Here is an 18,150-nt window from a genome sequence, read left to right on the forward strand (position 1 = left end):
AAGGTCCGTAGGTGGCGCTATCCGTTCATCTGGTGTGCTGTCCCACTGATTCGCGTTCTCTCACCCAAGACGGCCAGCGCCGTCGCGGGATCGGTAATGCGCGCGGCGAGGGTGGCGCGCGCGAGATGCGGAGGAAGCGCCGCGGTGAACTTCAAACCCTGCAGCGCATTCGTGTCGATCTCGGGCAACGGCCTGTTCCGAGCGGTGCGAAGCTGTGTCAATCCGGAACGGATGTCGGCGACGCTCAGATCGGAGTGCAGGCGTAGTGCTTCCGCGCCGATTCGCTGACGCGCCGGCACCAGGTCGGGTGCCCAGGCAGCGAGGGTTCGATTGGCTCTACTTCCCGCCCAGGTCCACCAACGCCACTCGTTCCGGTCGTCGCGAGCGATGACGAACGCACCGTCGGTGACTTGGTCGGCGCGCACCACACGCAGATCCTCGAGGGTCGCCGCGGCACGCTTCGTGAGAGCCACCCCCGAAGGGTGGGCGCCGAGCAGCACCTCCCGGATCGCGCGGGTGATGGCGAAGGAAGCACCGTCGGGCACCGAACGCCACTTGGCTCGACCGGGGATATCGGTGCTTTCGACGTAGACCTGCCGCCGCTTCCAATCGATGTGGGTGACCTTCCACGATCGACCGCCCAGCAGCAGGATTCTTGCCCCTTCGACGGGGTCGGTGAGGACGCTCGATTCCACGGAGCCGATCTCCTGCCGTCCCGCGAGCACCAGGAATTCGGGCGCGGCGGTGAACACGGCGAGCAGATCCATGAAATGTCTTCGGCCGAAATGCTTTTCGGCTTCGGGGCCGATGAAGGCGCTGCCGGCGTCGTGTTCGAGGAACCCTTCGGCGAGCAGGTGCTCGAAGATCTCCTGTCCGTCGGCGTCGAACAACGGCAGCGCACCCCATGCTCTTCGCCAACCGCTCAATGGCACCCGTCGCGTCTGCAGCGCCGCGGCCAGCAGTTGCTGGGCGGCGATGTGTCGCGGTTGCGGGGGCGCGACGACCGGTTCGACCCACCCCGAGGACCAGCACCGCAGCATCCCCAGCGTGTCCAGGACAGCTTGGTCCGTGATACCGAGGAACAGGCAGTTGCGGGTGGTGCCGGGGCGACGGCCGGTGCGGCCGAGCCGCTGCAGGAACGACGAGACGGTTCTGGGGGCGTTGATCTGGATCACCCGGTCCAGGTCGCCGACGTCGATGCCCAGTTCGAGGGTGGAGGTGGCGACGATTACGCAGTCACGGGCCTCGGCGAACGCCTGTTCCGATTCGCGGCGCTCGGCAGCGGAAAGCGAGGAGTGCGAGAGGAAGGTGGTGACCGAGCGTCTGCGCAGTTCGGTGCCGAGTTCTTCGGCCACCCGTCGCGAATCTACGAACACCAAGCGCTTTTCGCCCAAGTGGAGGGCGGAGATTACCTTGGCGGCGTTCTCGACGCTGCCGACGGAATCGACGGTGATCTCCGGCACGACGGCGTTACCGGAGACCACCGGGGCGAGGACTCGACCGGGCCCGGCGGAGCCGCCCTGCAGCCAGCCGAGCAGTTCGTCCGGGTTGCCGACGGTGGCGGACATGCCGACCCGCTGCAGCCGGCGTCCGAGAAGCGTTTCCAGCCGCGCGAGGACTGCGAGCAGATGCCAGCCACGGTCGTCGCCGGCGAAGGCGTGCACCTCGTCGACCACGACGGCACGAACCTCGCCGAGCAGCTCACCGGCGTCGACACTCTCCGACACCAGCATCGACTCCAGCGACTCGGGAGTGGTGAGCAAGATATCGGGCCGGTCGCGTTTGATTCGGCCGCGCACCGATGCGCCCACATCGCCATGCCAGGTCATGGCGGTGCGACCGAGCCATTCGGCGTATTCGGCCAGCCGCGGCTGCAGATTGTTGAGCAGTGCCTTGAGCGGGCAGATGTAGAGCACCGAGATCCCGGTCCAGCGCTCGGCCTGCATGCGCGTCAGCAGCGGGAACGTCGCCGCTTCGGTCTTCCCGCCGGCGGTGGGGGCGAGCAGGATCGCGTCGGCTCCCTCGGTGATGGTCGCTACAGCTTCGTCCTGGAGCGGCCGCAGGCCGGGCCACCCGAGCGTGTTGACGATGTGGTGTTGCAGCGCGGGATCGAGCCGGTCGAATCCCGTCATCTACAGCTCCACATCGTCGGCGCTGACCGCGGCGCGCTCGGTGTCGGTGAGTTCGGTCGCGGTGACGGTGAGCGCGTAGTGCTGGCGCGGATCGAAATCGGGGAACTGGTCCACCCGGTCGAGAACATCGAGAACCAGCTTCTTCAAGAACAGTCGCGGCGAGATTCCCACCTGCCCGCCGAGCTTGCCTGCCACGGCCGAGGCGAGGTCGCGCAGGTACGCGTCGTCCACGAGCGCTCGTATCCGCTCCGGGGCAGCCGCACCCTCGGCATAGACTCCGCGGACGCGCATTCCCACTTCGACCAGCCGGTCGAGGTCGAACCCAGCGAGCCGTATCTGCGGCGCACGCGGATTGTCGAACCGGGCGTCGGTGGTGAAATCGGTGTGCAGACGCTGTGCGAGCGGCGGAAGCGACTGGACGCCGAGCCGGCCGTCGAAGAATGCCGGGGTGCCGGTGATGAGCAGATACAGCCCTGGATAGCGGCCCGAGTCGAGTTCGTCGATCCACTGCCGCAGGGCATTGAGGGCTTTGGCTCGGCTATCCGAACGCATCCGCTGCAGTGTCTCGACCTCGTCGATCACCAGCAGCAGTCCGGGATGGCGCGCACCGCGCAACACCGCGAGCAGACCCTGCAGGAATCCCATCGCCAGGAAGTGATCGACATCCTGGCGCACCCCGGCCGCGCGTTTGGCGGCTGCGCCCACGTGTGGTTGCCCGCCGAGCCAGGCCACCAGCGCGTCCGCGGTGGCCGGGTCGCCGTCGGCGAGGGCGGCGCGGTAGGCGCGCAGCACCATCGGATACACCGGTGTCGCCGAGGCGACGGTGGCCAGGCGTTGCTCGAGCAAGGCATCGACCTGCTCGGTGGTGGCCTCGTCCACACCGGCGGCGGCCGCGGCGTCCTCCTCCACTCCGAAAAGCCACGCGTCCAGCACATTACGGAACGCCGAGGGCGAAAACGCAGCGGTGCGCAGGGATTCGGTCGTGCGGCGATAGACGGTCTCGAGTTTGTGCAACGGAGTCTCGAGCTCACTGATCTGCACCTCGGCGACGGCCAGTCCGCGACGCATCGCCCGTTGCTGCATCCAGCGGGCGAAGAAGGTCTTGCCGGAGCCGTATTCGCCGCGCACCGCTTTGAACAGGGAGCCGCCGGCCGCTACGGCCTCGAGGTCTTCGTCCACGGTGGGCGCGAATCTGTCGATACCAACCGCGAGCACGTCGAGACTGCCGGCCGGAACGGTGCCCTGTCGGAGCGCCTGCAGGATCTCACGCCGCCGCACCGGCGAGAGCGCCGTCACGGCGCCACGCCGTACTGCTCGAACATCAATGTGGTCTCGAGCTCGACTTCGACGCCGTTGTCGGACAGGACCACGACCCCGTCGGTGTTGAGCACTTGGGCCAGCACCGCGATCGCGGCGCGGGCGCGGGCGGGCTTGACCTCGAGGATCTCGGCGGCGCGGCTCGACGGCAACCTGCCGTTGCTGTCGATCAGCTCCTGTAGCAGGCGTCCGATCACCGTCTTGCCGAACTTCGGCCGGAACAGCCCGTACTGCTGCTTGAACAGCTCGCTGTTCAGCAGCTCCGCGACCCGGTCCCTTTCCCGGGCTACGGGTTTCGCGGCTGGGGCCGTGCCGACCTCGAACAAGGCGTCGACGTGCGCGGCGGGCTTCGGCGCGGTGGTCGGCTTCGGTCGTTTCACGTGTGTGCTGGTGGTCGGCGCGGAGACGGGCTCGATGATTTCGCGCGCGGTAGTCCACCATGAGGGTTGCGGAGGCGGCACGACTTCGAGCCCGAGATGCTGCGGCACAGCGCCGTTGACGAGGATCGTCACCGGAATCACCACCTCGGCAAGTGATCCGCCGCCGTGGTAGCCCGCTTTGAGGCCGGTGTAGCGCAGTTGCTCGTCCACGGCGAGGATCGCGCGCTGCTGCCCGGAGAGCACCCGGTCACCGGTGACCAGCACCTCGTCGTCCCGTACGTCGGCGTCGGCCTCCGAGGCGGATCGGTAGCGAGCCGAGATCTGCTGGCCTCGCTGCACGCTGGGTTGTTCTCGCCGTTCGACCACGTGTCCGTGGTCGCTGACCAGGACGACGGTCCGTCCGACGGCGGCCGCCGCCGTGAGCAGCGGGTCGAGATGCTTGAAACTCGCTGTGCCCCAGCTTGTTCCGATCGGATCGGAGCGGTCGAGCGCGTCATCGATGTCGTTGAGCACGCAGGCGACGACCGGGCGGCGCAACGTGTCGTCGACCGCGTCGCGCACGTCTTCGGCGAGGGCGTGGTTGCGGGAGACGAGGTCCAACGCGCCTTTGTGGAACAGCACCGGTCCGGTCTCGCGCCCCAGGCCGTTGCGCCGCAGCCAGTCCGCGAAACCCGACTGTTCCTTGTCCTGGCCGCCCTCGGCAAGAGCGCCGGTCAGCAGCGAGCATCGCGAGAACCGGGTGAGGGTCGGCAACACGGCCAGCGCGGCATGGGGGCCTTCGGCGCCTGCGAAGCGGCATTCCTGCCACTGCGGCCGGTGCCGGCGCAACGCGTCGGCGACCACTTCGTTGGACACCGCCGCGCTCATCCCGTCGGCGATCACGAGCAGCACCGGTGATCGTTTCGGACCTCCGGAGGCCACACCGCCACCGAGCCCGCCTGTCGCACCGAAAGCGGGGGCCGTGAGAGGTTTGACGACGCGGTCGAGAATGTCCTCGACATAGAGCAGTTCGCTCGGCGCCGAACGGTGGCCACCTTCGGCACGCAGTTGCCGCGCGAATGCGCGGTCCGCGTGCGCGCGCCGCTCGCGAACCGCGGTGACGATCCGATCGGCGACCTCGGCGAGGTCGCGGTTGTCGGCGCCCACGAAGGCATCGTTGACCGCTTCGTCCACCCAGGACAGGTCCTGCCGGTAGTAGGTCAGCCAGTCGGCGAGTCCGCCTGGGGTCGGCCAATCCACGCCACGACGGCGCAGCAGCCGGAGCGCGGCCGCGGCGACCCGCACATTGCGCGGTGCATCCGTGGTGCCTGCGTGCGCGGCGCGATGGACGACCACGTCGGCCCATGCGTTCTCGGCGTCGGCGAGATTCCCGGAGCCGGCGGCGGCTCGCAGCGCGGCCGCGAAGTGAGCGATGCGCGGCGCCAACGCCATGGGCAGCACATCCGAACGCGCCACCAGCGGCTCCGCGTGCAACCGGCGCACGGCGTCTTCGGCTCGCCGTAGTACGTCGTCGGTCGCATCCGTGCCGGACAACGCGAGCGTGGCAGCGTTGCCCCACGCGGTGAGCTGCTGTTCGGTGACCGGATGCCCGCGTAGCTCGACCTCGAGGAGGGTGCGGACTTTGACGGTGATGTCTCGCGGGGCGGAGAAGGAGGTGCTGCTGTCCCCCAGCAGTGCCGCGACCAATCCCAGCGGCACCAGTTCGGCGGGGCCGCGCGTGCGCCACACGGCGACGAACGCGGGCCCGAGGGCGCCGAGCCGGTTGCCGATCCAGGTGTAGAACTGTTCGAGCAACGCGGGATCGGTGCTCTGTGCCCACACGTCGAACCGCGTGGTGGCCGCGGCGCCCATCGACCACAGGGCGATGTGGTGCGGCGTGTATTCCGCGCTGTTGAGCGCGAATTTCTGCTCCGCCAGTGTCGCGAAGAGGTGATCGTTGGTGAGCACCCCGCGGGGTGCGGGTGAGGGCGCCCCGCCCAGGTCGCGCAGTGCCGCCCGTGCCGCGTCGTTGCTCAGCGACAGGAGGTGGAACTCCTGTCGAGCGGCCCGGAACAGTTCGCGCAGCGCCGGCCACGGGTCGAGGTTCGACAATCGCCCGGCGGTGAGGTGTTCCAGGATTCCGGCGGGCAACTCCGCGGATTCGCGGTCGGTGAGGATCACGACCCAGTCGTTGGCGTGCCGCTCGGTGAGCGCGTCGCGGATCGCGAGCACGCTGGGCGCGACACGCACCCGCACCGTCTGACCGTCCAGTTCGAAGGTCTCCGGCCCCGACCACACCGGGGCGGCCGCGATCGCCAGCACACCGCGCCGGTAGTTCTTGCTCCGCAGCCCCACGACTTGGCTTCGGATCGCGGCGAGATCCGCTTCGGGCAGCGTGGACGCCGTGGTCACGGCTCGACCTTGTCGATGGTGACGGTGAAGGTCGCATCCGGGTGCGCCAGGAGCAGCTCGAGCAGCTGAGCTTCGACGGCGGAAAGCCCTTCTCTTCCTTTGAGAGTGAGAGTGAGGCTGAGACGCTCCGGCGATCCCGTGGGCAACTGCCCAGGCCGGGCGGCGGGAAGGGGCATGGGTTCCGGCATTGGATTCGGCTGGGTTGGGTGTACCCGTACGGCGACGCCTGCCTCGAGCCACGCGTCCCGCGCTTGGTCGGCGACGCGCAGCGCCTCCCCGAGCGGACGCGCGAGTTCGTGCTCGGTGAACGCCTTCGCAAGGCCAGCGACGATCGCTGCCGCCTGCCGTCCCCGGTCGTCGTCGGCCTCGGCGGCGTTGCGCAACAGGTCGAAGCGCGGCAGGTTGTATCGACTCACGGCGTCGGCGACCGCGCCCGCGCTGGTCAGGCATTTGCCCGCCTCGTGGTCGCTGCCGCCGAGTGCGGTCGTGGCGATCGCGTCCACGACGGCGAGGTTGTCGAGATGGTTCAGGCGGGCGTCGAGCATGTCGTTCAGATCGCGGGCGAGGGTTAGCCGCTCCCCCGATGCGAGCCCGAAGTACTGGTAGGCGCGGGTGAGCGTATCGAGGAGCCGCGACCGATCGGCTCTGCCCGTGGCCGCGTGCTCGCGCACGTGCTCTACGAAAGCCGCGACGTTGGTGGCGGTGAGGTAGTCGTTGATGACGTTGCCGGTGAGCGTCTTCCACCGCGTGCACGCCTGCGTCCACACCTGCCGGTCGGGAAGCGGTTCGAGCCGCAGAGCGGTACCGCGCCGGAATTCGCCGATAGCGGGTTCGTCGATGGGCGAGGAGTACAGGAACCAGGACCGTTTGCCTTGTGCTGCCCACGCGCCCGCGACGAGGTCGACCATGTCGTCGGTCAACCCGCGCTTGGGTCCGCTGGCGACGATCGCGCTGCGCAGTTCCTCCAGAGGGACTTCTCCGGCCTCGTCCAACCCTGCGCGGGACAGTTCTTGGGTGATGCGGTTGCGCCAGGTCGCGAAGTGCTCCGGCCCGGCCAGCAGGTGCGTGTCGTTGGTGCGCGCGATGCCGAGCGATTCGACGATCCGCCGCACGATCTCGCGTTCGCCGCGCTCCAGCGGAATGCGCCCGTCGGCCACCGCCTGCGCCTCCCGCAGCCGGGCGAGCGCGGTGTTGAGCTGGCGGCGCATGATGAGCTGGTCGGCCGGGGTGAATTCCGGATGGTCGGGATACAGCGCCGCGAAGGCGTCGTCGATCAACCGGTTTGCGGCTTCGCCGAGGTTGTGGCCGATGGGCGGCTGCACGGCGAACCCGGCGTGCAGCGAACGCAGCGGTGGCTGATCGTCGGGAAACTTCACTCCGGTGGCGACCCCGTAGACGACCTGGATGGCGTTTCCGAGCTGGCTGCGCACCTGCGTCTGCTGCTGTTGCAGAATCGAGCGGGCGGCAGCGCGGTCGGCGTCGGACAGCTCGTTCGCATACGAGGCCCACCGATCACCGGCGAGCACATAGTTGAGGATGACCAGTCGCCCGAGCTGCCGGTTCATCTTCTCGTTGAAGAAGGCGGGCAGCCAGACGACGGTGAACCGGTTGTGGCCGGTGCGCAGCAGTTCGTCGACGCGGTCGTGGTCTTCGCCGGTGGTGTGGCCGGAGTCGTCGAACGGCAGGTCGACGACCAGCCGCAGTGCGCCGTCCGCCGAGGGCCGGAACGCCTCGTCGGGCAGATAGCCGTGGTCGCGGACGTTGCCGAACACCACTTCCACCTGCCGCTGGGTACCGCGCCAGATGCGCTGCCGCAGTAAGGCGTTGTCGACGGTGTGCTCGGCCCCGATCACGCCGAGCTGTTCGGACAGCAGTTCGCGGATGAGTTCGCGACGGCGTCCGTCGGTGTCCTCGGCCTGGGCGCGGCGGACGATCCGCTCGTAGTCCACCGATTCCAGCGTCACCGAGATGATCGGGTTGGCGTCGGCGGTGACGGCCAGTTCCGGGATCTCGGCCGCCCACTGCTTGACCTTGCCGGTAATCTGACCGATCTGGTCGTTCGGCACGAGGCTGATGACGCTGCCGTGGTTGAGCGAGGCCAGCCGGGCGGCGTCGATCTGCTTGAGCGCGGGCACATTCGGCGCGACCGCGGACATCAGCAGCGTCTTGGCGATGCGGATGTCGGCGCGCAGCCCCGGCGGCACGTCCTTGTCGAGGGTGGACTCGGGCACATTGGCGTTGCGGAACAGCAGCGGTCGCAGTTTGTCCGTCCACAGCGAACGCGCCGTCTTGAAGGTGTGCACGGCGGCGTCGTTGATGGGGGTGGCGTTGGCGCTGTCGATGATGTAATCGAACGCCTCGCCGACGGGGATCACGTTGTCGATGGTGAGGCGGTCGGCGTTGTCCTCGAGCATCTGCTGCATCACCTTGAGCGCGGTGCGTTCGCGCTGCATCTGCCCGGCCAGCTCGCGCAGGGTCGCGATGAGCGCCGGGGAGAACGGATAGGTGAGTTTGAACGCGTCGGCGTCGGAGCCCCGGTGCCGGTCATCGGTGTTGATGCCGTCGAGCAGCACGTCCCACACCTGCGGGGTGCGGTCCAGGCGGTCGAAGGCGGCGTCGAGGGCGGCCTGTGCGTCGGCGTCGCGGGCCCGCAGCAGTCGTTTGTGGGCGATGTAGGGCAGGTTCTCGTCGCCGAGGGTGACCAGCCCGAAACGGCCTTCCTGGTGGGCGAAGGCGCGTTCGACGGCCTGCTGGATGGCGCCGGCGTCCGGGCCGCTCGCGACCCATTGGGCGAGGTTGTGCTGGCGCGCCACGAACGAGACGACCGGCACCGCGAGGCGACCGCGGCTGGTCTCGACCAGTTTGGTGATCTTCTGGACCTCGGCGTTGAACCGTTCCCGTTCGGTGATGAGGAACGTCAACCACAGCACCAGCTCGTCGAGCATGAGCACCACGCCGTCGTAGCCGAGCGATGCGGCGTGATCGGCGATGACCGCCAGCCCGTCCTCGAGCGAGAGCCAGTCGGTGTTGCGCGAGTAGCTGGTGAAGTAGGTGGACACCAGCGCCTGTTGCAGGCGGGCGCGTTCGGCGGGGTCGGCGTCCGGCGCGCTCGCGGCGGCATAGGTGCCGGGTGTCCACGCGGCGGCGGCCTGGCCGAGCGCGGACCAGTCGACGGTGGTGCTCGCCCGCGGGGTTCCCGAGGCGTTGAGCGCGGCGAAGAACTTCTCGTCGCCCACCTCGCGCCGCCGGTTGTCGGCATCGTCGAACAATCCACCCGCGGAATGCAGTACGGGCGGCAGCGTGCCGGGGTGCAGGGTGGTGATTTGGCGCAGGTACTGGTCGAACAGCGCCGACTCGAGGGTGGTGGCGTCGAGGAAGTGGAAGGTCAGGCGCAGCAGCTTCGCCTTGTTCACCACCGGGTGCTCGGCGACGATCGGCTGCAGTTCCGGCACCGACAGCGCTTTCGGGGAGTGCCCGAGGATGCCGTGCAGCATGGCCATGAAGTGCGACTTACCGGAACCGAACGAGCCGTGCAGGAACGCGGCTTTGTTCTCGCCGGTCCGTAGCGCTTCCTCCACTACCGCCAGCGCCAAGTTGAAAGCTTCGGCCAGGGCAGGCGTGACGACGTAGGAGTCGACGGTCGCGGCCAGGTGCTCTTCGCCGACCGAATCAGACAGCCGCAGCACATAGTCGTTGGTGCCGTGTGATTCGGGAATGTCGAACGTCTGCCGCAGCGTGCGCGCGGAGCCGGAGGCGCCGGGGAACACTATTGGCCTGCCTTTCGGGTTGCTGCCTTACGAGCACGTGTCTTCTTCTCGGGCCGCCACTGCGCGAGATCCTGCACCGGCACACCGACAGCCGTGGCCTTCTCGGCCAATTGGTTGCTCAGATACTCGGCCAGATCGACGCCGAGATTCGGGTCCACGCCGGAATGCCACTGCTTCACCCACGGCAGCACCTCGGCGATACCCGCGACCACCGGCACCAGTGACGCGAGCGGCCTGCCCTCGGATTCCCGCCAGGCGTAAATGGTGGCCAGGGCCAAACCTTGCTGTGCGTGGTTCCAGCCCGCCCAGCCGAGCAGCGGCGTCGGGTCTGTGTCGCGGCCCGCATCCGGGTAGGCGATGAAACGCTCCTTTGGCACATCGAGCTTGCCGCGATGCGACCAGTACGAGGTCTTCAGGAAATCGGCGCTGGTGTACTTCGGCGGCACCGGAATATCGGTCGCCTTGATGAGACCGGCGTCCTCGTCGCGTTGCATGTCCCACACCCGCTCCCACTCGGCGCGCTTGCGCAGGCCGGAATCCTTGTAGCGGAGCGCGGCGAGATACGGCACGGCCTCGTCGGTCAGCAGCTTCACCAGCGTGGCGGTGACCGGGGCGTCCTTCTGGCCTGCCCACAAATCGAGGGCTTCGATGAACTCGGGGTTCTTCTCGACGTGCCCGGCGAGTTCGCCGACGGAGCGGGGCAGGGGTGTGCCCTGGGGGGTGAACCACAAGCTCGGGTCCTCGAGCTTGTCGAGCAACCAATCCTTCAGGGCGCGTTGCAGTTTGGCGTCCCAGGAGTCGCCCGCCCAGCGTCGCTTGTACTCGGGGCGTTCGAGCAGGCGGATAAACGGATTCGATTCGATAGCGGCCAAACGCTTTTCGACCAAATCGCGGTATTCGACAGGCCAGTGCGCGGGGATCTCGGTGATCGGTGTGGAGCCGTGGCGGGTGAACCATTCGGTTTCGACTTCACCTGCGGCTATCTTTCGGGCAAGGGCAAGCTCGAATGCGCGCTCGCCGAGAGCGATGCCAGGTGCTCGGCCGACGGGCAGAGTGAGATCCCCGTCGATCAGGCCGTAGTGACGGTAAACCTCCCAGTCGAGTTCATCCTGCTCGGCGATCATCTGAGCCCGAATACTGGAGTACTCCATGCGCGCGGCGTGGAGTGCGCGCGCAGTAGCGCCGTCGGATTGAATCGCGGCCGTTGGCTCCTGGTCAGTAAGTCGCTGCGCCAGCAGGTCTAAACGACGGCTGCGCTCCAGCGGAGCTTCCTTTGACAAGGGGAAGTCCTGAAGCGTGGTCCCGGTAAATTCGTAACGAGGCTCCCACTTTTCATCTCCGATTCCCCCACCGATTCCGCCGTTTCCCTTGTCATGACTGTTCTGCTTGAGCCAGAAGCATGCGGTTGAGCTGTTGAGTGTTCCCAGCAGCCGCAGGTGATCGTCCTCACTTGCGCCCTTCGGCAACTTGATCACCGGCGCGGACTGCTTGAACACCTTGCCGCCGCGGTCGAGCACGAAGTGATTGTGGGTCGCGACGAAAGCGAAGGTGATGGAAAGCGGAGTCCAGTAGGCGCTGGCCGTATGCTGCATGTAGCTCCACCAGCTCAGGCCGGCATCTGCCATGTTGCCTTGAAAAGTGCGGCGCTCCTGGAGAAGACGACGAAGGGACCACAGCTCGCGCGGCGGATCAGTCACCGCCAGCGTCGACGTCCCGTAAAGGTAGGGGTAGTAGATCCCGTTGTTTTGCTTGCTATTCCAGTCACGTATTTGTTCGCCTAGCACAAGCGGGCGGAAAATCGCATCGCTTCTATAGCGCGGAAGATTGATCGGACGCATGAAACCTTCGTCTGCGCCAGCACGTATCGAACGCCCCACGGGTGATTCGATTGCGCTCGAAAGCGAGTAAGCGCTTGCTGCGGATATTTCGCCAAGAAGTGAGCTGGCTCCGCCGCCACTCAGACTCCAGGGGTGTTTGCTCAGGTTATGCCTGGGAAGGTCGGTGACTGAGATCCACTGGTCTTGGTGGTCGACACGACTCAGATACTGAGTAATCGAGGTCCAAACCATCCCCTTGGACGGGTTCTCCGGAGCTCCCGGCTCACCCTGAATGCCGAGCACGGCCCGGACTGTGTCAATGACTCGCGCATGATTTCGACCGACCAAAATGACTGTTGGAGTGCCGTGTCCAGGAATATACGCGCCGGATGTGTCGACGACCAGGCGCAGGTCCTTCCGTGCGAGGAAATCTTCGATCAACGGCACACCGAACTCGCGCTTCATGAACGAGTTTGAGGTGATCTGCCCGACCCACCCTGCCCGGTCGCCAGGTTTGGCGAGGTCAAAGAACTTCTCCATAAAAGGAACTGTGAGAGCGTACGTGCCCTTACAGTAGTGAAAGTTCTCCCGATAACGCGCGTTGAGCGCCTTGTCGTTGACGGTGACGTACGGCGGATTACCCACCACCGCGTCGTATTGCCCGGGCGCGAGGAAGCGCCGCAGGACGCGCGCGTCTTCGGTGCTGTAGGTGAAGCCCGACACGACAGCATCCTTGTCGAAGGCTGCGTTTCCATAATCAAATGCTTCCTTGCCGTCCTGCTCCGGCCCGTGCAGTAGCGAATCCCCGGCGACGAGATTGAGGGTGAACTTCGGAGCGTGGACTAGAGACGTCTCCTCACACGCCTTCATGGCCGCGACGATGAGGCGGAACTTGGCGATCGCCACCGCGAACGGGTTCAAATCCACGCCGTAAATCGATGACAGCGCGTTGTCGACGCGGGCGCGCAGTTCGACCCCCGGCGCATGCCGATGCCACCGTTCCATCAGCCGCGCGAACGCACCAAGCAGGAAGTGTCCCGACCCGCAGGTGGGGTCGATGAGCTTGAACCCTTCGAGCGGCCGATCCTTCAACGCCGGTTCGAGGGTCTGGTCGAGGATGAACTCCTCCACGAACTCCGGTGTTTGCAGCAGCGCGTACTTCTTCTTCGCGAAGTCCGACAGGTCCTGATAGAGGTCGCCGAGGAAGCGGGTGGACAGCGATTCGTCGCGGAACGACCACACCAATTCGCCTGCGTCGTCGGTCTGCCGCCAGAATCCGAGCAGCTTCTGCACCGCATCCGAGGACGGCGCGATGATGTTCAATGCTGCGTGCTCGTCCACTAGCGCCTGCGTCGCCGGGTTGCGGCGCAGGGCGTCGAAGGACTGCTCAAGCCATTCGCGGTAGGAGCAGTCCTGGTGTTCGCGGTAGAAGGCGTTCTCCGCGTCGACGGCGCGCTGCCGCAGCAGCGGGGTGGGTCCGCCGATCCAGACGGCGGTGTCGCCGAGCAGCAGGTTGTCTTCGCAGAATCGGACGAACACCGAGGTGAGCAGCCAGCCGACCGCGGCCTGGGTGAGTTGATCCTCCGACCAGTCGGTCCACGAAGTGGCGGTGCGCTTTTCGCGTACCGCTTCCCGGTGCGTCTTGCGCCAGTTCTCTAGTTCGTGGGCGTCGGCGTGTAGGCGCTCGCGCATGTCATCGACCAGCAGGGTCAATTGCGGCTTCAGGGCAGCCGTCAACCGGGCTCCCGTGAGCGTCGCCGATGCCATCAGGCATGCTCCTTCGTTGTCGGATCATCAGCGATGGCGCCCAGCAGCGCCGTCACCTCTGTATCGTCGATCTGCGCGAACTGTTCCGGGCTGTTGATCGGCAACCGGGTGCCGTCCACTTTCGAACCGGGACGCCCGCCCGCCTCCTCGCGTTGCGGCACCAGCGCCCACACCGCGTGCGGCGGGGGTGTGGTCAGGTCGGTCCAGCGGCCGAGCACGTCGAGCTGGCCGTAGGCGGCCAGTGTCGACAAGTCGGTGAGCACGACCGGGCCGGGACCTGTGGTGACGGCGTCGACTAGGTCCGGGATCGCTTGGGCCACAAATCGTTTCAGACCTTCGCGGTCGGCGGCCGCGCCCGCGTCGGCGGCGAGGATCATGGTCCAGTCGATGCCGGCCGCGTCGGCGCTCGCCCGCAGCTTCGTCAACAGCAGCTCGGTCACGTCGATGCGGGTGGCGTCGAACTTCTCGGCCAGCGCGCGAGCGACCTCGTCCGACCTGCCGAGCGGAATCCCGAGTGCCCGGAACGTGCGTTCCTGCCGACTCGACCGGAGCAGGTACTCCACATCCGAGAGCCCGTGCTCGCGGCGCACCGGAGCGGCCGCGCTGGTGTGCCGGGTCGGCACATACGAGGCGGCGGAGTGCTCCCCCGTGAATTCGTACCTGGCGAGCTCGGTGTTCCAGTGCATGTCCGGCACCACCGCCTGCACCACCGCGTCGAGCTCCGGTCGCCTCGGCAGCGTTTGCGCCAGCGCCGGAAAGCGCGCAGCCAGCCGCGATTCCAGCTCGGGCCGCCCGAATACGTCGGCGGACGAGAGACCACGCAATACCGTCCGCAACGCGTCCGCGATCGGCATCGACCGGGCGTGCAGTTCGTCGCGAGAGGTCAACGCGACCTGCGTCGACGCCGCCGCCGCGATACGCAGCAGGGCGTGCCCTGGAATCTCCACGTCGTCGGCGGCGACACCCAGCAGGCCCGCCGCGACCACCCGCAACGCCGGTTCGGCGTCGACGGGCGAAACCAGTTGCGCGCCTTGCGCTTGAGCGCTCGCTACGAGACCTTCGGCGCGGATGGCGAGCTGGGCGGGCAGTTTGGGCGGAACCGAAGGCGTCGAGACCATCGCTACGGTCCCGGCCCCGTGCCTGCGCACCAGATGCACCGCGGGTTGGGTCGCATCCGTCTCGTCGGTGTCTGGGGGCGAGGCGAGCAGCAGGCGCAGCACGCCCAGAGCGACACGCTGCGGATTGTCGACGCCGTCGCTGGGCAGCGCGGAGACGAGTTCACCGGCCAGTAGTTCCGGAGTCGAAGCGCCGGATTCGAGCAGGTCGAGCATCCGCCCGTACAGATCGGTGACGATGGCCTCGAGCTGCGGGTTCTTCGTCCACAGCGCGGGGAATTCGCCGAAGACCTGCGCGATGCGGCCCGAGGTGACCCCGGCCCGCTCCGCCAGCGTCTGATAGGTGACGAACGGATCGCCGGGGCTGTCGGCATGCGATCCGAGGACCAGTTCGACGATCTGGCGGCGCATCGCCGACGGCTTGGTGGCCGCGGCATCCACGAACATGTCGGCGAGCGCCTTCAGCGACGTGCGGGTGGCGGACGGCTCGGTACCGGCCGCCGGAACCGGCGCGGGCTTCTTCACCGGCGGCGCCGGTTCCGCCGGTTTCGCGGTGAACGCGGCGATCCACGCGTCCCGCATCGCGGCGGCGGTGTCGAAGCGATGTTTGATGTTGCGCGCCAACGCTTTCCGGAAGAACTCGGCCAGCACTTCGGCGCGCGCGGACCCCATGCCCGCCACCGTGAAGTCTTCGGCGGTGACGGCGACGTCGTCATCGAGAACCCGCGGATCGCTCAATCCGTCGCCGTAGACGGGGGTGCCCGCGGTCGCCATCTCGTACAGCACCACCGCGGCCGAATACCGTTCCGCCGCCGAGTCATAGGAGGTGCGCGTCCCGGTGCCGAGGAACGGATCGCGATATGGCGGCGTGCCCGCCTCGATCTGCTCGACCGGTGCGCGCGAGAGCGAGAAGTCGAACAGCGCCAGCCGCGCCTTCGCTTTGGCCTTCCCCTCCGGCTTGGCCAGGCCGAGGTTGGACGGCTTGAGGTCGCGATGGGTGATGCCCGCCGCGTCCAGCGCGACCACCACATCCAGCAGTTCCTTGCCCCAGGTGCGCAGCTGCGTCTCACCGAGCGGGGTGTAACGCACCACGTCCGCGAGCGTCTGCTCACCGCAGTTGCTCAGCAGCAGCGCGGTGCGTTTCCCCAGGTCGAGCGGGCCTTCGATCAACTCGACCACACCAGGCACCGGCGGCGACTGCCGGGCGAGTTCGGCGAGCACCTGCGCCTCGTCGTGCAAGCGGGTCACGGCCGAATCGTCCAACCCGACTTTGAGCACGCGCAGGCGATCGTCGTGCTCGCGATCGGTGACCAGCACACCGCGCGCGGTCGAGCCCGCGCCCAGCACCCGCACCACCTCGAAGCGGCCGCCGAGCAGCGATCCCGGCGCGGGATTGAGCGGGTCGGCCTCCAGCGCCGCCAGCCGATCGTGCCGATAATCCATCAGCGCCGCGGCGAACTGCTGTGCGCCGAACTGCGGACGTCCCGTCCTGCGGTCGATCCGCATCCGCTGCGACACCGACGGTGCGGTCGCTTGCAACACCAACGCGCGCAGCGTCTCGTCGACGAATCCGGAGCTCGACGCGGCCAGGTCGAGACCGTGCTCGAGCCGTAGCCGCTCGAGTAGCGCGGCGCGATCCCTGGCGGGCGCCTGGCCGCCGGAGAGCAAGTAGCAGGCGAGGGCGCCGAGCGAGAACACGTCGAGCGCGAGCCGGTCGGCGTCCGGCGCCCACCGATCCTCCGGCGCCTGATAAGCCTCGTCGGCAGGCGCCATACCGGGACCGGCCGGTGTGCCGACGGACGTGGCCGAACGGGTGTCGGCGCTGTGCACGCGTCCGGCCCATGACCAGTCGGCCAGGCGGACGCGCACCTCACCGCCGTCGAGCGCGTCGGTGTGGACCAGCACGGTGCTCGGCCCGAGGCCTCGGTGCGCCACATGGTTGCGGTGGGCGTAGGTGACGGCCTCGGCGACTTGGGTGAGGATCTGCAACTGCTGTTCGGCGGTCAGCTCGCGCGTGGCCAGCGCCAGGTCCAGCGGCTCGTAGCCGGGAGTGTCCGGGTAGACGATGACGGTGTTGCCGTCGTCGTCCTGCACCAGGTCGAGGGGGGCGAGGATCGATTCGTGGCGCAGCGACGACAGCAGCGAGAACTCCCGCTGCATCCGGCGATGCGCGGCCGCCCGCGCCTGCAGCGGAGTGCCGCGGTGCAGTGAGACGACGCGGGCCCGCGCCCTGGCATCGCTACCCTTGTGGGTGGCCACCCACTCCTGCCAGTCGTCGCCGCTGGCCAGCGGGTCGCCGGTGATGGTCCACGACCCCGCGTCGCGCTCGGTGCGGCGGGCGATCCCCAGGTTCCGCAGCGCGAGCGCGATGATCATCGACAGGTCCTCGTCGATCCGCCGCGTGTCGGTGGGCGGCTCGAGCAGGCGCGTGGAAAGCGCGGGCAGACCCGTTGTGCCTTCCGCGCCTTCCAGGCCGAACAGGCTCGACTTCGCCAGATCCGACATCTCCACCTGGAACGGCGAGCCGTGCAGGAACACCGCTTCCTGCACGAACGGCAGCGCCCGGTGCACCTTCTGCACATCCAGTCCGATGTCCAGCGCGACCTTGCGCGCCTCTTCTGCGATGCGGGTCGCCAGCCGCTGCGCCTTGCGGCGCGTGATCAGCAGCGGAGAGCGCTGAGTGCGTGTCTTGCCGCCGAGGGTGGTGCGCACCCAGCTCGTTTCGCTGCCCCGCAGCACGCCGGTGTAATGCTTGAGCTCGAGCAGATGCAGTCGGCGGCGTCCCAGCACCAGGGCATCGATCTCATGCCACTGGCCGTGGTTGTCCATGAACTCGAAGTTCGTCCACGCGCGGTAGGGCGGCGCATTGGGAACGATCTGCCTGAGCATCGCCAAACCGTCCGCTTCATGCGGAAACGCCGATGTGGATACCTCGGTCCACCGGTCGTCGATACCTGCCACGTCACCACCTACCGCTCGGCCCCCCGCGGCCGGGGCGGGTCGCGTGCTTTCGGAGGTCGAGGTTACCAATCACCGCAGGACTCCGAGCAGCGGTCCGACTATCCGGTGGGTCGCTCGGCGTGCGGCTGGGCGACTTGCGGGATTCGCCACAATCAGACCTACCCCGAGCACGCGTCGACAAGGTTCCGACCACATCGTGAACGACCCGGATTTCACATGCGTCCGGTGGCAGGCCAGCTCGAATTACGGCTTCGACACCTCGCAAGCCCCGTCAAAGGTGCGTCGAGACGGCATCGTTTACCGATCCCGTGGTGCCACGCCGCGGTTCCATTGTGTGCGGCGCGAACTCAGTGCGTGATGCACGTCCGGCAGCCGGGTCGCCATTCCCGAGCCGGAAGTACGTTCGAATAGCGCGGCGAGTTCTCGACATCCGCTCCGACGCGGTGTCGCACGAACAGGTCATGATCGAGGTCCCGTGTCGGTCGGCGGTGGCGGCGGCCAGG

Annotated in this window: 6 protein-coding genes; all 6 read right to left on the reverse strand. The window is 67.6% G+C overall.

From position 1 onward, the window contains the following. Positions 1 to 17 precede the first annotated feature (17 nt). Genes IU459_RS29145 through IU459_RS29170 form a run of 6 tightly spaced genes read right to left on the reverse strand, consistent with a single transcriptional unit; the run spans position 18 to position 17,647 of the window. On the reverse strand, positions 18 to 2,132 hold the full coding sequence (locus IU459_RS29145; protein ID WP_195132795.1) for a DEAD/DEAH box helicase: 2,115 nt from the start codon (positions 2,130 to 2,132) through the stop codon (positions 18 to 20). Next, entirely contained in the window at positions 2,133 to 3,428 is a 1,296-nt protein-coding gene (gene brxD, locus IU459_RS29150) for a BREX system ATP-binding protein BrxD (protein ID WP_195132796.1), read from the reverse strand. It lies immediately after the preceding gene. Beyond that, the gene (pglZ, locus tag IU459_RS29155; RefSeq protein ID WP_195132797.1) at positions 3,425 to 6,220 is read right to left on the reverse strand and encodes a BREX-2 system phosphatase PglZ; all 2,796 of its coding nucleotides are present in this window, start codon (positions 6,218 to 6,220) and stop codon (positions 3,425 to 3,427) included. Before pglZ ends, brxD begins: the two co-directional genes overlap by 4 nt. Then, a complete protein-coding gene (locus tag IU459_RS29160; RefSeq protein WP_195132798.1) occupies positions 6,217 to 9,987 on the reverse strand; it encodes a DUF6079 family protein in 3,771 nt (1,256 codons plus the stop codon). The genes pglZ and IU459_RS29160 overlap by 4 nt, the downstream gene beginning before the upstream one ends. Then, a complete protein-coding gene (gene pglX / locus IU459_RS29165) occupies positions 9,987 to 13,571 on the reverse strand; it encodes a BREX-2 system adenine-specific DNA-methyltransferase PglX (protein WP_195132799.1) in 3,585 nt (1,194 codons plus the stop codon). Before pglX ends, IU459_RS29160 begins: the two co-directional genes overlap by 1 nt. Continuing rightward, positions 13,571 to 17,647 carry a protein kinase domain-containing protein gene (locus IU459_RS29170; protein WP_324199073.1) on the reverse strand — a complete coding sequence of 1,359 codons (4,077 nt, stop codon included), beginning with the start codon at positions 17,645 to 17,647 and terminating at the stop codon, positions 13,571 to 13,573. Before IU459_RS29170 ends, pglX begins: the two co-directional genes overlap by 1 nt. Between the last annotated feature and the right edge of the window lie 503 nt (positions 17,648 to 18,150).

Origin of the sequence: Nocardia amamiensis, assembly GCF_015477605.1 — a bacterium.
Lineage (GTDB): Bacteria > Actinomycetota > Actinomycetes > Mycobacteriales > Mycobacteriaceae > Nocardia > Nocardia amamiensis_A.

Excerpts from the sequence above, each read along its gene's own strand:
- IU459_RS29145 (WP_195132795.1), bottom strand. The coding sequence starts at position 2,132 with ATGACGGGATTCGACCGGCTCGATCCCGCGCTGCAACACCACATCGTC.
- pglX (WP_195132799.1), bottom strand. The coding sequence starts at position 13,571 with ATGGCATCGGCGACGCTCACGGGAGCCCGGTTGACGGCTGCCCTGAAG.